Genomic DNA, 17,281 nt, shown 5'->3' with positions numbered 1-17,281 from the left:
ACCCTTTGCCCGACTAAACCGGAACAAAGTGGTTCATTCTCAGCGATCAATTTGAAGTCGTGCGCGCTCATGCTTGAATGCAAGTTGCGTTTGGCCAACTACTTGAAACAAAATCAAAAAAGTTCAACCGGACAGTACTGACGGGGGATGAACAAAGCAGCCCGCGCGGCGCGGCATGGAAGTCGCGCTCGCGGGCCTGACGTTGCTCGCGGCTTCGACACGACGAGCTACCGCCATCATGTGGCGGTGCAAAGTGCATGCCGGTCTTTGGCAAGGTGATAAGCGGCTCGGCTGGCACGGGATATCAATTGTCGAGCGGTCCCGAGCAGCGACACTCCCGTCTCGGCTACATAAGTACCGGAGGTGGGACTTGAACCCACACGACCTTGCGGCCACTGGATTTTGAGTCCAGCGCGTCTGCCATTCCGCCACTCCGGCAATGTGTTAGGCAGAAACAGTTTGCGACGACTTCGACCGATCGTCAAGGGCCTCCGGGGCGAGCGCCTGACAGCGCGTGCTCGCCCGCGCCAACTACACCGCCGGCAGATCGACGCAGGCGGTCGTGCCTTGGCCGGGCGTGCTTTGGAAATGTAAACGGCCGTCGTGCCCGGCGACGATGCCGTGGGCGATGCTCAGCCCCAGGCCTGTCCCCCCTTCGTCGCGGCGCGTGGTGTAGAACGGCTCGCAGATTCTCGGCAAAACGTCGGGAGCAATGCCGACCCCCTGATCGCGCACGAGGATGCGCACGCGATCGTCGACCCGCGTGGTTCGCACGTCGATCGTATCGCCTGCCTGCGAGGCATCGGCGGCGTTGCGCAGCAGGTTTTCGAGCACTTGCTCGATGCCGGCGGGATTTAGTTCCATGGTCGGTAGTTCGGTCGCCAGCGATACGTGCAACGAGCAATCACGCACGCACATATAGTCGGCTACCGCTTCGCACGCCATGCGCACGATCTCGTTGATCTCGGCGCGCTCGCGCTCGGCCACTTCGCCGCGGGCGAAGCGCATGACGTTGCGGACGATGTCACCGCAACGCTTGGCGTCGGCCACGATGCTCGACAGGATCTGCGGCACGTGCTCCTCGGATGCCAGCCCCATCTCCGCGGCCAGCAGGATCGTACCGACCGGGTTGTTGATCTCGTGCGCGATTCCGGCGGCGAGCGTGGCCAACGCCGATAATCGTTCCTGCTCGCGAAGCCGCGCAATTTCCTGCAGCCTCGCGCGATCCTGTTCCATGCGGTGCTTGTACAAAGCCGTTTCGATGACGACGTGCAGCTCGCGCTCGTCAAAGGGCTTGAGGATGTAGCCGAACGGCTCGGTCACCTTGGCCCGCTCGAGAATGTCGGCATTGGAAAAGGCCGTAATATAAATGATCGGCAGTTCGCGATGCTTGCGTATCTCCTCAGCGGCCTGGATGCCATCGAGCTGGCCCTCCAGGCGGATGTCCATCAGGACCAGGTCGGGCTGCAGTCGGGCTGCCGCCGCGATCGCCGCTTCACCGCTCGATACGGACTGCGCCACTTCATAGCCGAGAGCGGACAACTGCCGACGCAAGCTCATGGCCACCAGTCGCTCGTCCTCGACGATCAGAATGCGCACGGGCCGTGAATCCATGCGAGCGGGCTCGCGCGAAAGGGAGGTGCTATCCACGATTCATCATCCTTGAACAATCGGCGTTGCGGCCGGATTCGGAAAGTCCGTGTGAGGGCGCGCCGAACTGGGAAAGCGGATGCGAAAGGCCGTGCCCTGGCTGCGCTCGACTTCCAGCGTGCCGTGCAACTGCTCCACAAGCGCCACGATCACCTGCATGCCAAAGGTCGGTGACGTTTCGGGATCGACGCTGGCGGGCAGACCCACACCGTCGTCGCTCACATTGAGCAGAGCCTCTTCGTCAGAGACGTGGTGCAGCCCCACGGAGATGCAACCGTGGCCGCCATCAGGGAACGCGTGCTTCAGGCAATTGGAAATCAATTCATTGACCAGCAGACCGCACGGCACGGCGGTGTCGATCGAGAGTTGCCCGTGTTGCACGTCAATCGCCACGCGGATACGGTCCGAGTCGGCGCGGTTGGCGCCAAACAGTGAATCGGTCAGGCAACTGATATATTCGGCGAAATCGACTTGCGCCAAGTCGGGCGAACGATAGAGCCGCTCGTGGACCAGCGCCATCGAGCGCACGCGCTGCTGGCTTTCGCTGAACATCTCGATGCTGAGTTCGTCCCTGGACTGCTGCGATTGCAGGTACAGAAGGCTGGATATGACCTGCAGGTTGTTCTTCACGCGATGATGCACTTCTTTAAGTAGTACTTCCTTCTCGACCAGCGATTCGCGGATGGTTCGCTCGGCCTGCTCCAGCTCTTCCGCGTGTTCGCGCAGCCGCTCTACGGCCCGGGCGTGCTGCCGCACTTCCCACTGCAATTCTTCGTTGACGCGCCTCAGCTCGTTGGTGCGATCCTCGATGCGGCGTTCGAGTTCGGCATGGGCGAGCTGCAGTTGCTGCTCGGTGCGCTTCATGCGGCTAATGTCGAGGTTGATGCCGGCCCAGCACAGCAATTGCCCCGCATCGTCGTACACGGGAACACCGCGCGCGAGCATCGAGTGCCATTGGCCGTCGCTGCCGCGAAAGAGGTGCTCTCGATCCCATTTATCCCCGGCGCGCACACATTGCTTCCAGGCCGCGACGGTGCGCTCGGCGTCGTTCGGATGCAGCGCCGTGGCCCAACCGAAATCGGTGCACTGCTGTTGGGTAAGACCGACGAGCCGCAAAAACGATGGGCTGGCGTAGGTGTTTCGGCCTTCGGAATCGCACAGCCACACGCCATAGTCGATCGATTCGCCAATCGCTCGGTAGATGCGCTCGCTTTCGCGCAGCGCCTGCTCGACGCGGCCGCGCTCGCGCATTTCGTCGTGTAGTTCTTCGTTGGCGCGTTGGATGGCGGCTGCGTGGCGATTTTTCGCCGCCAGACTGCGATGCACAAAGAGCGCAAACGAACAAATGACGACGAACGCGCCGATTGCGGTCAGAAAATTGGCCCCGATGGCGATCCGGTACGTGCTGTGGGCGTGTGCCGTTCTCTCAGCCAGGAGCCGGTTCTCCTCCGCCTTCATCTCGGCGGTCAAAGCGCGGATGGCATCCATCTGCTCCTTGCCGCGACGGATCACTTGCATGGCCTCTTCGCGGTTCATGGTGGGGTCCCGCCGCGAGATTGAGTTCCCCAGGCGATCCAATCTCGCTTGGACCAGCTCTTGCAATCGGGCCAGCCGCTCTTGCTGGCCCAAGTGGTCCTGAGTCTCGGCAGCCAGAGCGCTGAGCAGGTTGCTCGAACGCGCGATCGCGGCATGGTAAGGCTGCAAGAACTCCTTGTCATTGGTAAGTACGAAGCCGCGCTGCCCGGTCTCGGCATCCACGACCACCATCATCACTTCAGAGATCAGGTCGAGCACATGATGCGTGTGAGCCACTTGCTCGATCGCTTCGCTCAATTGCGTGGTATTGCGATAGGCATACCAACGATTGGTGAATAGCGCGATGAGAATCAACGCGAGCACGACCGCGCGAGCATGGAAAATCCGTTTCATCATGCCTGGTAGTAGTTGGGCCAGTCCCTTGTCCCAAGTCGATTACTGCCCCGAAGCTTTACTGCCCCTGAGGATAGGCTGTCGGCAGTGTGGCCGCCGTCGAACGATCGCCGGTGAGCCCCAACGTCCTTGTCCCCATCACGAACGTCCGCCAGCAGGCACGTTTGGCCGCCATCCGCGATGGTGCCGCAGTATGCCACAATCGCGAAAAAATGGGAAACCCTTCGCAGCCACGATCCGGATAGACGGGGTTGCCGCGGAGTTTCGCGCCGATGGTCTAAATCCACAAGCGTGGCATCGGGCCTCCCTGATAGCTTCTCGTCCAAACGCGCGTTTTTGTGCGGTAGACTTATAAGCCCGGGTTCGGCCGGAAACGGCGGATTGCTGTCCGGCGATTGGTGGGCGCGCCCCGTTGTAACATCCGCAGCATTTGCAAGCACTTCACCATGTCGATCTTATTGTTCGAGGATGATCAGGTAACGCAACTGTATCCGATCACCATCGGCCGGCCCGCGTTCGCAATCTCTTGCGGCAGTTTTCGATTGATCGATCGCGTGCTTGCACTCGGGTCACAAGTTCAGGTCCGCGTGAGACCTCATCTACGGGCGGTACATGCGGCAGACTACCCGGCCGCTGAAATATCGCGGGCCGTCGACAAGCCGCTTCTGCTCGTCAATGCGCGCCTGGTTCCTTCGACCGGTGCCTTGCAGCAACTGAAAGCATTGAGCGAAGCGGGCCGGCCCTGCCGCGTCGATTGCGGCGCCTATCTGGCCGCCGCCGTGCTGCCAGGTGGAACGCCGCTGCCTCCGGCCGATGCCCCGCACGGGGATTTCTTGACCCTGGTCCAGCGCGCGGAATTGCCTTTGGTCGAGGCCAATCTCCCGCTATTCGACTACCCGCACGATGTCGTCCGGCATCACTTGTCGAGTCTGCCAGACAGCCTGGCCGAGCGGCTTGCCGAAGCACAATATCGCGAGGTGGCCGACGGCGTCTTTCTGGCCGAGGGCGCCGCGCTAGGGCAGCACGTTGTCACCGACACCCGTAAAGGCCCCATCGTTCTGGAGCGGAATGCCACGGTCGGCCCGTACTGCTTTCTCAGCGGTCCGGCCCATCTGGGACCGGGCGCGCGAGTCATTGAACACGCCGCGATCAAGGACGGCGTCAGCCTGGGGCACACGACGAAAATCGGCGGCGAGATCGAGGGCTCGATCATCGAGCCGTACACCAACAAGCAGCATCACGGTTTTCTGGGCCACAGCTACTTGGGAAGCTGGGTCAATCTCGGAGCCGGCACCTGCAATAGCGATCTGAAAAACACCTACGGGCAGGTGAACATGGAATATTGGGGCCACCGCGTGCCGACCGGCATGCAATTCATCGGCACCATCGTCGGCGATTACGCGAAATCGGCGATCAACACCGGCATTTTCACGGGCAAGACCATCGGGGCGTGCAGCATGCTGTACGGCTTCGTGACGACGAATGTCCCGAGCTTCGTCAATTACGCCCGGCTGTTCGGCCAGGTGACCGAGGCCCCGGTCGACGTGATGGTGGCCACGCAAGCCCGGATGTTCGCGCGCCGCAACGTCAGCCAGCGTCCTTGTGATATTCAGTTGCTGTACGATATGTATGAACTGACGCGTCACGAGCGGCAGTTGGCCGGCGAGCCGCTTTCGCTGTGAACCGCCGCAAGTAAAATGGACGGCGAGCATGGTTCGGCAAGCCGCGTACGCTGGAGGTGCTCGACGTTTCGCCCGCCTCATCTGCCATCGCCTGTCGAGGAACCCTTGCGCATGCGAATCGCTGACGCCTACGGCCCGGGCAAGCTTGGGCTGTCGTTTGAGTTGTTTCCGCCGAAAACTCCGGCCGGCGAACAGGAGTTGTTCCGCCACCTGGTGGACCTGGTGGCGTTCGAGCCGGCGTATATCACTTGCACGTACGGGGCGTTGGGCTCGACCCAGTCGAAGACGTTAGAGGTGGTCGAGCGCGTGCGGCGCGAGTTCGGCTGCCCCGTGGCGTCGCATTTGACGTGCGTCGGGTCGACGATTCCGGCGCTCCGCGATTATCTCCGCGAAGCGGCCGAGCGCGGCGTCTCGAACATCGTGGCTTTGCGCGGCGATCCCCCCAAGGGCGAGACCGAGTTTCAACCGGTTGCGGGCGGTCTGCGCTATGCCAATGAGTTGGTGGCGCTGGTGCGCGGCGAATTCCCAGCGTTCGGCATCGCCGTGGCGGGCTATCCTGAAACCCACCAGGAGGCGCCGAGTCCCGAAATCGATCTGCAGAACCTGAAGCGCAAAGTCGACGCGGGCGCCGACATCGTGATCACGCAGTTGTTCTACGACAACGAGGATTTCTTCCGCTTCCGCGACCGATGCGCGAAGATCGGCATCCGCGTGCCCATCGTTCCCGGCGTCCTGCCGGTCACGAATTTGGCGCAAATCCGGCGTATCACCGGAATGTGCGGAGCGCGACTGCCCGAGGCCTTCGTCGCCGACCTCGAGGCGCACGACGGCAGTCCGGACGATCAGTTCGAGGTGGGCGTCGACTTCGCCACGGCACAGGTCCAGGCGCTGCTGGACAGCGGCGTGCCCGGCATTCACTTTTATGTATTGAACAAGTCTACCGCCACGTGCCGCGTATTGCGCGCGGTGACGCGCCCGGCTTAATGGGAGATTGGTCGCGGCGAGCGGATCGTTTATTTCTTCTCGCCGGCCGCCTTCGAGATAGTCCGAAGCGACGCAGGCAAATCATGACTCTGCAGGGTAATCGCGTCGAAAGCAAGTTCACCCGTTCCGCCGAGCAGGCCAATCCAGATAATGGCCATCCGCGCTGCACGGGGCACCGCGACGCTATCGGATACTTGCCGCCAGGCGAAAGTGCCGCTGAAGTTTCCGATCGAGCCGCGGCCAACGGGCGTTCGATCTTCGCCAAAGAAGACGATCGCCAGGCACGGCTGCTCCTCCGGCGTGCGTCCCGCATGAACGTCTCGCCCGCGCGCCCACAGGGAAATCTCAAGGGATGAAGCGACCCGGCCGTCGATGGCCAGCGCCTGCAGGGCACGGGCGTTACGGCCAGGAATGTCATTGGTGAAAGTGATCACCTGCTTGCCATCGGGCGCGCTTGTGTCGGCTTCCAATCGTGCATGGCGGAGGTAGTACCATCCCTCGGGCGCACGTGTCTCGGGCGACTGGCGCTCGAAGCTGCCGCCCACGAGCGTTGGATGCGCACCATCGGGCTGTACCAGCCGCTGCCGTTCGGCCGCGCCCGTCATGGGCACGAACATGGTCGGCTCGAGAGCCTGGCCCTCCAGCTTGCCGCTGGTCTTGCGAAACAAATAGAGATTCTGTTGAAATCGCTCACCGACCGGCACGATCAACAAGCCTCCCTCGCGCAACTGGTCCACGAGCGGTTGCGGCACTTTTTCCGGCGAGCAGGTGACGATGATCTTGTCGAAAGGCGCGGCCTCGGGCCAGCCTTGGTAACCGTCGCCGACGCGGCGATGCACGTTTTGGTAGCCCAATTGTTTGAGCACCGCGTCTGCCCGCTTGCCGAGCGGCTCTTGGATTTCGATGGTGTATACATCGCGTACGAGGTGGCTAAGCACCGCCGCCTGATAGCCGCTGCCGGTGCCGATCTCGAGCACGCGGTCCGTCGGCTGCGGATCGAGCTGCTCGGTCATGTAGGCAACGACAAATGGCGGCGAGATGGACTGCCCTTCGCCGATGGGCAACGCCATGTCGTCGAAGGCCCATGCGCGCTGGGCGGGCGGAACGAATTCCTGGCGCGGCGTCGCGCGCATGGCTTCGATCACGCGCGGATTCTTGATGCCCGCGCCGATCACGTCGGCCTGGACCATGTGGGCCAGCGCCGCCTTCGAATCGTCGGCGTGGGAAATCTGCGTGTGGGTCGCGAGCACCGCGGCCACCAGCGAGAGTACTGCGCCCGCTCGCCGTGCTTTCCGGCCGAAGATTTTCAGAACGCGCAGAGACGGGAAGAAGTCCCGTCGATTTTGCGACCGCCTGTTACGTGATGCCTGATCGTGCACGAGCTTGACCCTCGACTCTAACTCCGGTCGCCCCCTGGACGTGGGTGGAAAGGCGCTCTTACGACAGGTCCGCCCGGAATCGCATCCATCATTTTACGCCGCGAAATGTCTCCCACAGCTCCGGCGAGGAAGGACCGTCTCATTTAGCGCGCGAATCTAAAGCACGGTCTCCGGCGAGCGAAGAAAAGTGGACTTTTTTCGCACAATCATAAATCCAGAAAAAAACGCTAAATCCCTTGCCATCGTTGGTTTCGGTTGGTAGTAAAGACAGGCGGGGATTTCTTTCCGGTTCGGTGCCGGTCACGAGTACCAGTTGGTGCCTGGGGGCCTTTTGGAAGGCGATTATCATGATTCAACGTTCGAGAATACTGCTTTTCGGAACACTGCGCGGATTCGCAGCGTCGCTGGCAGTCGCTTTGCTCGCGGCCAATGCCGCCAAGGCCGACATCACCTGGGTCTTGCAACCTAGTTCGGCCCTGACGATCTCGGGTCAGCTCGGACTCTCGGTCAACAATACCATCACCGAGCTCTACAACATGGCTCCGGAAACCGACAACAGCGTCGCGTTGTTTCCGGGTTTCACCAACAGCTTGTCGACGTTCAGTGCCGGCACGCTGACGTCGATCGGCAATAATTTTTTGAGCAGTCTCAATTTCGGAGACGAGCCCGATAACAGCCAGATCACTCTCGCGACCGCCCAGACCGTCGTGCAGAATTCCGGTAACCTGTTGCCGAACCCCGTCAATCCCACGACGCCTCCGAATTACGGTAGCCCGGCTGCGCAGAACCTTGGCGCGGCGTTGGTGCCAGTTCCCGGCTATCCCCAAGACACAAACGACGGCGGCCGGGTGAGCGTCTACAATGGCTGGGGAACGATCAGCAGCGGCACCGGGCCACAGGTGGGCGGAACCGGCCCTCACACCGCGGTCCCCTCGCCCGTCGACTCGACGGGCCATTTCAATGCGGCCAACATGGCGATTACCGGCCAGTTCGACTTGCAGCCTTCGGTTAATTTCAGTTTTATCAAGCTTGCCGTGCCCGTGGTTACAGCGAGCGGAACCGTCAGCGCACCGGCAGGCACGAACGTCGATGGCTTCATCTCCCGCGCCAACGGTGGCGACTATGTCTTGCACGTCCCGCTTCCGGCCTTCGACAGCTCGGGCACGACAGGCGCCTTTTATTACAACATCAACCTGAACTACAACCTTGTCGCGACGGCGAATATCGCCCACGGTGATGCCAACTTCGACGGAATCGTCAACAGCCAAGATCTGGCAGCGGTTTCCAGCAACTGGCTGGTCTCGAATGCCTCTGGTATGGCCTCGGGCGATGTCAACGGCGACGGCATTGTCAACAGTCAGGACCTGGCATTGATCTCCAGCAACTGGCTCGGCGGAACGCCCGCTCTTCCGGCAGGCGTCCTCGCGCCCATTCCCGGCGGCGGTACGCCAGGCACCTCGGGCGATCCCAATACGGCGCAAGCAGTTCCTGAGCCGGGCACCTGGGCATTGCTCGCGCTGGGTAGCTTGAGTCTACTTTGGTATCGACGACGAATTCGGCACTGAGGACCTTAAATTCACCGCTTGCGCGAAATGCCAGCGCACCCACGGTGCTGCCGTTCATCACAGCCCTCTCAGGATTTTTCCTGGGAGGGCTTTTTTTGCGCCCGTCCCGCGCATGAGGGTACCGCTGCGATCCCGTTCATTCGACGGGCTTACTCCTTCGCGATGAATCCTACGCCGATCCAGGATCTTTCCCCCGCTCGGCCAGATAGCCGCGCTGCTGCAATTGGCCGCGGAAGCGCAGATAAAGATCGTCGGAATCGGCCGCGGCCTGGGGCGCTGGCTCGAATGTTCGCGCGCTGTGCGCCATGGCAGACGTGGCCTCATCGAGCGATGAAAAGAGCGTTCCTGCCGCCGCCAGAATCGCACTTCCGAAGGCCGATTCAGGGACGCTCACCCGGTGCATGACGCGCCGCGTGATATCGGCGCGGCATTGCATCCAGATATCGCTTTTGCTGCCGCCCCCCGTACTGTAAACATCACCGCGCGATGTTCCACAAACGCGATCCAGGATCTCGTACGCCGCGCGTTCCACCAGCGCCGTACCCGTCAGATACGCGGCGAAGGCCTCGTCATCACTGGCTGGTCGAGGATCGCAAAAACGTTCGGCCGTGGCTGATCGAAAAGGAAAACGCTCTCCTCGACCTACCAGCGGGTATGCCACGAGCCGGCTGGGAAGATACGCACGCGCTGCGCGATCAAGCTCCTCGACCGGCCGTCCGGGAAACCACGCACGAATCCACGCCGACCCGCAATTGCTCGCGGCGCCTGGCAGCCAGCGCTCTCCGGGCAACTTGTGCGCGTAAATCAACCCGCTCGGATCGTTTGTCGGCCGGGTGCTCATGCCTTTGAACACCAACGTCGTGCCGAGCGTGGCGTTGTAATCGCCGACGTTTCGCAGCCCGGCAGCGAGCGCTGCCGCGACACCGTCGGTGGCACCTGCGACGACCGCCAGCCCCACCGGCAAGCCCGTCACGGCGGCCGCCTTCGCCGAAACGGTCCCCAGGATACGGCCCGGCGCCACGACAGCCGGCAAACGTTCGGCAACACCAGGTAGGCGAGCCATCCAATCTGGCCATGCATTCCGGGCCAGGTCGTAGCCGGTCTTGAGTGCATTGCTGTAATCGGTCACGGCAAAGTTGCCAGTCAGTTGGCCAACGATGTAATCGGACTGATGAATGAGTCGAGCCGTTTCGGCAAAGGCGGCCTCTTCATGCCTTTGCATCCACAATGCTTTTGCGATCGCAAACGAGGACTCGATACGGTAGCCAGCCGCGCGGCACCACGCGCCGGCCAACTCGTTCAGCGCGTCGGCCTCGGCCGTCGCCCGCGGATCGTTGTACATCAAGGCGTGCCGCACCGGTTCGCCGAGGGCATTGACGGCCACCAAGGTTCCGGATGTGCCATCGACGGCCAGGCCGCGCACGTCACGCAGCGCTAAACCTTGGCGGGGCAGCTCGGCTGTGAGCTGCGCGAGACAGGAAAGCACATTCAACCACCAGATGTGGGGTATTTGCTCGTGGCCCTGGAATGCTGATTTCACTGCCGCGTCGCGATCGGCCGCCACTTTCGCCACAAGGCGGCCATTCGAGGCGACCACCATGGCACGCGCGCCCCCCGTGCCGAGATCGATGCCAAGTACGAGCTCGCTCATGCGAAAGAATGCGATCGTGAAGAACGGACCTGGGGTGGGCGAATGTCGACGGGGGAGCCCCCGGGCGGTCGGCCCCAAAAACTGTTTGTGGAGGCCCGCTGACGTTGTTATTGTAGGGATTCTTGAAACTTTTCGGGGCTTTTCTCAGGTAGATTGCTAGTTCGGCGCTGTTCGCCCGGCTGGTACTCGGCCCGCTGGATGCCGAATTGTTGGGTCCTTGTACTCTCTCTTCTCGTGGAGGTTGGATTATGAAACGGTTTGTGGCCCGCGGGCTTGTGTTCGGGGCGATTGCGTTGGCCGTGGGCGCCTGGGGGGCGGTCGCGCAGGCTGACGACGCCGCCAAGGCGGTAGGCGACTGGAATCTGAAGGTCATGACCGATGATGGCCAGACGCTGGCCTCGGTGCTGAAACTAACCAAGGACGGCGACAAGCTGAAGGGCATCTTCGTCGGCATGGACGGCACGGAGGTCAAGGCCGACGACGTCTCCGTTAAGGGGGACGACCTGAACTTCAAAGTCACGCTCGACTTCCAAGGGACGGAGTTGGTCGCCAAGTTCGCCCTCAAGCAAGAGGGTTCGAACCTGAAAGGAACCGTCGATTATGACCTGGGGGGCCAGACCGGCACGCTCGACGTGACCGGGGGACGGGCTGCGGCGGGCGGCGGCAAAATCGACGAAGGAAGCTGGAATCTGGATATCCAGACCGACGATGGCCAGACGCTCAAGGCAACCGTCAACCTCAAGAAAGACGGCGATAAACTCGGCGGTACGTTCGTCGGTGTCGACGGCACCGAGGTCAAGATTCAAGAAGCCTCGGTAAAGGACGACGAATTGTCGATCAAGGTCACGGTCGACTTCCAGGGGAGCGAACTGGTCGCCAAGTTCAAGCTCAAACCCGACAACGGCGGTGCCAAGGGTACCGTGGACTATGACCTGGGGGGTCAGACGGGCACTCTGGACGTCATTGCCAGGCGTCCGGCCGGCGACTCGAGCCTGGCTGGCAAATGGGATGTCGAGGTGATGACCGACGACGGCCAGACCCTGAAATCCAGCGTTAAGGTCGAGGTCGAGGGGGATAAGCTCAAGGGCGTGGCCCAGACCCCGGACGGCAAGGAAGTGAAGATCGAAGACGGAAAGATCTCGGGCAACGAGGTTTCGTTCACGATCAACGTCGACTTCGAAGGATCCGCTCTGGTTGCCAAATTCAAGGGCAAAGTCGACGGCGGCACGATCAAGGGACAGGTCGACTATGACCTCAGCGGTCAGACCGGAACCTTGGACTTCACCGCCAAGAAAGCCGGCGACAAGTAATCGATCGGAGATTGCCGGGCGGGCATCGACCGCATCCGGAATTCGACTTCAGCCACGCACGGCCTTTTGCATTCTCGAAAATGCAAGAGGCCGTGTTTTTTTTTGCGGCCGCGGGCCGTGTTTTTTTGCGGCCACCGGCCGTGTTTTTTTGCGGCTACCGGCGGTGTTTTTTTGCGGCTACCGGCCGTATTTTCCTGCGGCCACGGGCCGTGTTTTTTGCGGGGCCGCCGGGCCCTATTTGTGGCCCGCGGTCCGTTTTGGGGCGGCCTCCTGAGAATTCAGGCGTGGTCTTGTGGGGCGATCGCGAATAAAACGGAATTTGCGCAAAATTATGTTGCGACGGTTTTAGGGGCAAGTTAGCATCTAGGGAATTGGAGAATTGCGCCGCGCATAGGTCGCGTTCGGGCGCGCTCATCCCATGGCATCGCACACGTTCCGCCAATTTTTAAAGGCAGGCTAGGATGACCAAACGACTTCTGTTGAAGCGAGGTTTTGCACCAGTTGCAGTTATCGTGGGCTTGCTGGCTTCGTCGGCGCGTGCCGATATTGGGTGGGTGATTCAGCCTTCGCAAAGTTCGGTCGTCTTTTCCGGCTCGATCGGCGACGTGGTCTTCAACTACACCGATGGAACGTTGGGGAGCGAAGTCGATTACCAGAATGGTCCTCTTGCCGGTCAGCCCGAGTGGATTCAGAGGTATGACGGCGTCCCCCAGGCGCTGAGCCAGTTCAGCAACATCAACCAGGACCCGAATTGGGGCCCCTACACCAACCAGGGCTTCACCAATTCGGCCCAGACCTCTTCCTCGGGAACGTTTACGACGGTCGGCAATAACTTTCTTCAGTCGCTGAATTTCGGCGCAGAACCGACGGTAACGACCCTTGCCAATTTCCACCCCACGACGCAATTTACCCAAAGCGGCAATTACTATCCGAACGCCAATGGAACGGCGATTACCGGCATTTACTCGGCCGCCACGCCGGCACAAGTGGGGCTCACCTTCGCCGGCGCCGCGGGAGCAAACATCTTTGCCACGGGCACGCCGGCACAGCAGGCAACGTACGGAACCGTTTTGAGTCCGACGCCCGGGGGCGGGCCGCTTGATGTCGGCCGTGGCCCGAACGGTACGGGAGATGCCGGCGTCGCGGTGCTGACCAATACGGCCGGTTATGCCAACAGCGACGGCAACAGCGTGACGCCGACCGCGACCGGTGCGTTCGACGCGACCGGCCTTAAGTTCTCGGGCGCCCTGGCCTTCTCGGCGAACGTCAAGACGGACAATGGCGCCAATATCAACGCGGCCTTTACGCAGTCGCTGTACTTCACTCTCGCCGGAGGCTTGGCCACGATCGGCAATAGCCTCGCGGGCGCGACCGGGCAATTCAGCCGCGGTCCGGGGGGCACGTACCTGATGTCGGTCCCTTATCAGGCAAGCATTTCCTTTGGTTCCCGGGGTAGTGACCAGGGGGCCCTCAATGGCCAGCCCGACCCAGGCAATCCCGGCCACACCTACGGGCCGGAGATCGGCACGGCCATATTTCTGGATTTAAGTTTCACCGCCCACTTCACCGCCCAGGCGACGATCGCGCCGGGGGACGCCAATTTCGACGGAATCGTCAATAGCCAGGATCTGGCGGCGGTTTCCAGCAACTGGCTGGCTAGTGATCCCAATAATCCGCACACGAGCCCGTCGCTCGATCCCAATAGCCTCCTTTCGGGCGACGTGAATGGCGACGGTATCGTCAACAGCCAGGACTTGGCTCTGATTTCCAGCAATTGGCTCGGCTCGACGCCGCCGCCGTCGGGTAGCGCCAGTGCCAATGCCGCCGCGGTGCCGGAACCAGGGACTTGGATCTTGCTAGGAATTGGCGGAATATTGCTTGCAATCCGTCGCAGGATAGTGTAAAGTTTTATTTTGTGGGGCAAATTTTCGTGATCGGAGTGCGTGTGTGACCTAGATCGGCCGTCAATCGGTGGCGGCTGATGCGCAGGTTGGATGAGGCTCGGTAGCGAAAGAAAGGTGCTAATGCAAGCGAAACTTTGAATGACAATCTCGTTCGAGAGACGGTCGACGCCCTGAGCATTCTCGGCCAAGACCACGTGTCAAAGTTTACGTTTGCATTTACCTGTCAGTCGCTAAGAGCCTGTCTCTAAGCTTGCGCATCATCTAGGAGAGCACACAGTGAAATTTCGATCCCTCTTTGCGGTGGCCATCGCACTGGCAATGGTCGCTTCTGCCCAAGCGGTTCAGTTGACCGTCATCAGCGTCGCGACCCATGCGACGAATAGCGCCATTCCTGTCGGCGAGCAGGCCGTGACCTTCGGCATTCAGGTCAATCAGTCCGACCTGGTTGGCGCAGGCACGAACCCCGTGCTGCTGGTGCAAGATTTGACCTTTGCCGGCGGTGCTACTGGCCCGATCAATGGCGCCAACGGCGCTACCAATAAAATCGACGCGCAGACGATTCAGACCGGCATCGTCGACACCGTCGTGCAAAACAACGGCGCGGCCGCCACCCAAGGTGACCTGAGCGCTGTCCAGCAAACGGCCCTGTACGCCGATAGCTGGTGGTACAACAGCGGCACCGCCACGTTGAGTGGGGCGACTGACGCCGCGGCTGACGCAGGCACGATTACGGACCCGGCCTTCCAGCTTGGACCACTCGGTGCCGTCGGCACGAGCGGTTTCCTGTGGACCGCCAACGGTTCCAAGGGCATCCAGGCCGGCGCCAGTGCGGCTGCGGCTGTCGCTTCGCTTCCCCCCGTCAACGCCACGAATGGTCAGTTCATGATGTACTCGGGCTTCTATGGTCCGAACGGCGCGAATACCCTCGACGGCGCGACGCTGGCGAGCCAGTTCCACAACGGCGTCCTGACGGTGCCCATTGCCCAGATCGTGACGACCGGCGACATCACTTTCCCGGGTGACAATGCGAACGCGGGCGGAGGCAATCCCGGCAACGTTGGTTCGGGTACCTTCCTTGGCGTGATCGGCAATGGCGTGAGTAACGGCCCGACGGGCAACGGCACCTACAACCTGATGGGCGGCAATCCGGGCGTCGATCCGACGGTCGGTACCGGTCCAAACGCCGGCTGGCATTACAGCTTTGCCGCTCAGGGGATCGTGCCGAACAACGTTCCCGAGCCGGGCACGTTTGTTCTCGCCGGCATGGGCGCTCTCGGCCTGATCCTGGCCTGGAAGCGTCGCAAGTAAGCTTGATTGGACAGGAAGAAACGGCTCCCTCTTCCTGGTGCGGTCGAGGGAGTCGCAGCAAGTAGGGCAGCTTGCCGCCCGGAGGCTCATCGGAGTCGTGCCGGCGGCGAGCCAAGCCCTGAGACGAGGTTCGGCTGGGGATGATTCGCAAGGTCATCCCCAGCTTTTTTTATGCGCTCCCGTAGCGATCGGCGCGTCGAGCGATACGCGTCGTGGGCGAAACCGCACGCCGCCGGATCGTAGGGCGCGAGCTTGCGCGCCCCGGCGGCGCAATCCTCTCCGTTCGCGGTGCCCCTAGGGCACCCTACGACTCTCTGCCACGGACCCCGGAGCGCATCGCAACGGCCGAAAAGCCAAGATTTTTGAACACAAAATTTGCAATCGCAAGTCGATGCCGCTAGACTCATGGGCGGCCCCCGTTCGGGAGTCGATCTGCTCTCATCTTATTTTAGAGGGGGGACGCCCCCTCGGCACGGGAAAGGGAGACTGACATGCATGCCTCGCGCCGCCGGATCGGTTTCACGCTGGTCGAATTGCTCGTCGTGATCGCGATCATCGGCATTTTGATTGGCTTGTTGTTGCCCGCCGTGCAGGCGGCGCGCGAAGCGGCTCGCAAGAGCCAATGCCAGAACAACATGAAGCAGTTTGGGCTCGCGCATCATAACTACTTGAGCGCGATGGGCGTATTCGTCCCCGGCGGCGTCGTCACGACGAACGCAACTTTTCTTGCCAGCCCCTGCACGATGCTCTTGCCGTATTTCGAAGGGGGGGCTTCGGCGGCGATGTATCAGAACAACATCACGTGGTACAACCAGCCGCAGATCGTGGCCAACCAGGTGATCAACACGTTCGTCTGCCCGTCGGATGACAAAGACAATCCGGTGTACGCGGCGGCGCTCGATTGGGGCCAGCAATCCATTACTTCGACATATCCCGTTCCCTCACCCACCGGCCAGCAGGGGTTGCTCGCCGCGGCAGGCAACATGACCACGTTCAACGGTTTCTTCGGCGCCTTGGACTACAGCCTTTGTTCGGGCATCACGGACGCGCTGTGCGTCGATGGACAGGTCGTGCCCAACTGGGAGCGCGGCATGTTCTCCTTCAACATGATGAATTCGGCCTCTTCGATCACCGATGGCCTGAGCAACACGTTCATGATGGGCGAAGGCGCGCAAGGCACGAAATGGCAGCTCGCGAACAGTCAATCGGGTCCGAGCGGCGGCCCCCCGGTGCCCTTCAAGACAGGCACAGGGCAGACTTTGCAGCCGATCTGGGCCTGGATTGCGGGAGAAACCAATACGCAGGGGTTCACTTTGATCGCCGGCCCTTCGTTTTACGTCGGCGGACCCTTCGGTACCACGATTTATCCCCTCAATTTCTACCCGGTTCTGATGACCCAGGCCAATGATAATTCCGCCACGGTCATGGCAGGGACGTCCTTCAACCAGAGTTCGAACGCCTGCAATAGCTCGGCGAATAGCAACCCGCCGGGACATAAGATGGGGGGCTTTCGCTCGTCGCACACCGGCGGCGCAAATTTCCTGATGGCCGACGGCAGCGTCCGCTTCATTCAGACGAGCATTGAATGCGCCAACGGCGGTCAAGGCTACATTCCGCAGGGACCTGGCGGCTCTGGATGGCTTACCCTGACCACTGGCAACTATCCAAACTTTACGATGAACACGATGAGCACGTTCTCCTCGCCGCTCGCGCCGCCGCTGATCGGGCTGTACCAGGCGTTGTCGACCCGCGCCGGCGGTGAACCGGTTTCGCCTCCGTGATGTTGGATCGGTCGCGTGCGCAGCCGGTGCGGCGGCGGTCGACAGCCGCTTGCAAGACGGGCCCGTGGCGTGCGGATGAAGCTGAATATCCAATTCCTCCCGTTTCGGCAGCCGGCCGGAACGGGAGGATGCTTTTAC

General features: G+C 61.5%; 11 protein-coding genes and 1 tRNA gene. 7 read left to right on the top strand and 5 right to left on the bottom strand.

Annotated elements, in window-relative coordinates; all coding sequences use genetic code 11:
* Positions 1-355: 355 nt before the first annotated feature.
* The 3 genes from VHD36_24510 to VHD36_24500 form a co-directional block, all read right to left on the bottom strand.
* A tRNA-Leu gene (locus VHD36_24510) sits at positions 356-438 on the bottom strand.
* A 93-nt stretch (positions 439-531) separates the two neighbouring features.
* Positions 532-1,614: an ATP-binding protein gene (locus VHD36_24505; protein HVU90507.1), complete on the bottom strand. Its 1,083-nt coding sequence runs from the start codon at positions 1,612-1,614 to the stop codon at positions 532-534.
* A gap of 42 nt (positions 1,615-1,656) precedes the next feature.
* Positions 1,657-3,582: a CHASE3 domain-containing protein gene (locus VHD36_24500; GenBank protein ID HVU90506.1), complete on the bottom strand. Its 1,926-nt coding sequence runs from the start codon at positions 3,580-3,582 to the stop codon at positions 1,657-1,659.
* 443 nt (positions 3,583-4,025) lie between these two features.
* On the opposite strand from VHD36_24500, the gene VHD36_24495 reads away from it, so the two are divergent.
* Both VHD36_24495 and metF read left to right on the top strand, forming a co-directional pair.
* Positions 4,026-5,261, top strand: coding sequence for a putative sugar nucleotidyl transferase (locus tag VHD36_24495; GenBank protein HVU90505.1), 1,236 nt, complete (start codon positions 4,026-4,028; stop codon positions 5,259-5,261).
* Between the two features lie 111 nt (positions 5,262-5,372).
* Positions 5,373-6,245 carry a methylenetetrahydrofolate reductase [NAD(P)H] gene (metF, locus tag VHD36_24490; protein ID HVU90504.1) on the top strand — a complete coding sequence of 291 codons (873 nt, stop codon included), beginning with the start codon at positions 5,373-5,375 and terminating at the stop codon, positions 6,243-6,245.
* 29 nt (positions 6,246-6,274) lie between these two features.
* Here the strand turns inward: metF and VHD36_24485 are convergent, their stop codons facing one another.
* Positions 6,275-7,495, bottom strand: a complete 1,221-nt coding sequence (locus VHD36_24485) for a protein-L-isoaspartate(D-aspartate) O-methyltransferase (GenBank protein HVU90503.1) — start codon at positions 7,493-7,495, stop codon at positions 6,275-6,277.
* 476 nt (positions 7,496-7,971) lie between these two features.
* On the opposite strand from VHD36_24485, the gene VHD36_24480 reads away from it, so the two are divergent.
* Positions 7,972-9,189, top strand: coding sequence for a dockerin type I domain-containing protein (locus tag VHD36_24480; GenBank protein ID HVU90502.1), 1,218 nt, complete (start codon positions 7,972-7,974; stop codon positions 9,187-9,189).
* A gap of 169 nt (positions 9,190-9,358) precedes the next feature.
* Here the strand turns inward: VHD36_24480 and VHD36_24475 are convergent, their stop codons facing one another.
* The gene (locus VHD36_24475) at positions 9,359-10,840 is read right to left on the bottom strand and encodes an FGGY-family carbohydrate kinase (protein HVU90501.1); all 1,482 of its coding nucleotides are present in this window, start codon (positions 10,838-10,840) and stop codon (positions 9,359-9,361) included.
* A 248-nt stretch (positions 10,841-11,088) separates the two neighbouring features.
* On the opposite strand from VHD36_24475, the gene VHD36_24470 reads away from it, so the two are divergent.
* The 4 genes from VHD36_24470 (at position 11,089) to VHD36_24455 (ending at position 17,143) form a co-directional block, all read left to right on the top strand.
* Positions 11,089-12,150, top strand: coding sequence for a hypothetical protein (locus tag VHD36_24470; GenBank protein ID HVU90500.1), 1,062 nt, complete (start codon positions 11,089-11,091; stop codon positions 12,148-12,150).
* A 461-nt stretch (positions 12,151-12,611) separates the two neighbouring features.
* A complete protein-coding gene (locus VHD36_24465; protein HVU90499.1) occupies positions 12,612-14,054 on the top strand; it encodes a dockerin type I repeat-containing protein in 1,443 nt (480 codons plus the stop codon).
* 276 nt (positions 14,055-14,330) lie between these two features.
* A complete protein-coding gene (locus VHD36_24460) occupies positions 14,331-15,362 on the top strand; it encodes a PEP-CTERM sorting domain-containing protein (GenBank protein HVU90498.1) in 1,032 nt (343 codons plus the stop codon).
* 491 nt (positions 15,363-15,853) lie between these two features.
* Positions 15,854-17,143 (top strand): DUF1559 domain-containing protein, encoded by a 1,290-nt coding sequence (locus tag VHD36_24455; GenBank protein ID HVU90497.1) that lies wholly within the window; start codon positions 15,854-15,856, stop codon positions 17,141-17,143.
* The last annotated feature ends 138 nt before the right edge of the window (positions 17,144-17,281 follow it).

The sequence above is a fragment of the Pirellulales bacterium genome, assembly GCA_035546535.1.
Lineage (GTDB): Bacteria > Planctomycetota > Planctomycetia > Pirellulales > JACPPG01 > JACPPG01.
The sequence above is the reverse complement of the archived record's forward strand: the minus strand, read 5'-3'. Positions and strand labels throughout refer to the sequence as shown.

Excerpts from the sequence above, each read along its gene's own strand:
- VHD36_24505 (HVU90507.1), bottom strand. The coding sequence starts at position 1,614 with ATGGATTCACGGCCCGTGCGCATTCTGATCGTCGAGGACGAGCGACTG.
- VHD36_24500 (HVU90506.1), bottom strand. The coding sequence starts at position 3,582 with ATGATGAAACGGATTTTCCATGCTCGCGCGGTCGTGCTCGCGTTGATT.
- VHD36_24495 (HVU90505.1), top strand. The coding sequence starts at position 4,026 with ATGTCGATCTTATTGTTCGAGGATGATCAGGTAACGCAACTGTATCCG.
- metF (HVU90504.1), top strand. The coding sequence starts at position 5,373 with ATGCGAATCGCTGACGCCTACGGCCCGGGCAAGCTTGGGCTGTCGTTT.
- VHD36_24480 (HVU90502.1), top strand. The coding sequence starts at position 7,972 with ATGATTCAACGTTCGAGAATACTGCTTTTCGGAACACTGCGCGGATTC.
- VHD36_24475 (HVU90501.1), bottom strand. The coding sequence starts at position 10,840 with ATGAGCGAGCTCGTACTTGGCATCGATCTCGGCACGGGGGGCGCGCGT.
- VHD36_24470 (HVU90500.1), top strand. The coding sequence starts at position 11,089 with ATGAAACGGTTTGTGGCCCGCGGGCTTGTGTTCGGGGCGATTGCGTTG.
- VHD36_24465 (HVU90499.1), top strand. The coding sequence starts at position 12,612 with ATGACCAAACGACTTCTGTTGAAGCGAGGTTTTGCACCAGTTGCAGTT.
- VHD36_24455 (HVU90497.1), top strand. The coding sequence starts at position 15,854 with ATGCATGCCTCGCGCCGCCGGATCGGTTTCACGCTGGTCGAATTGCTC.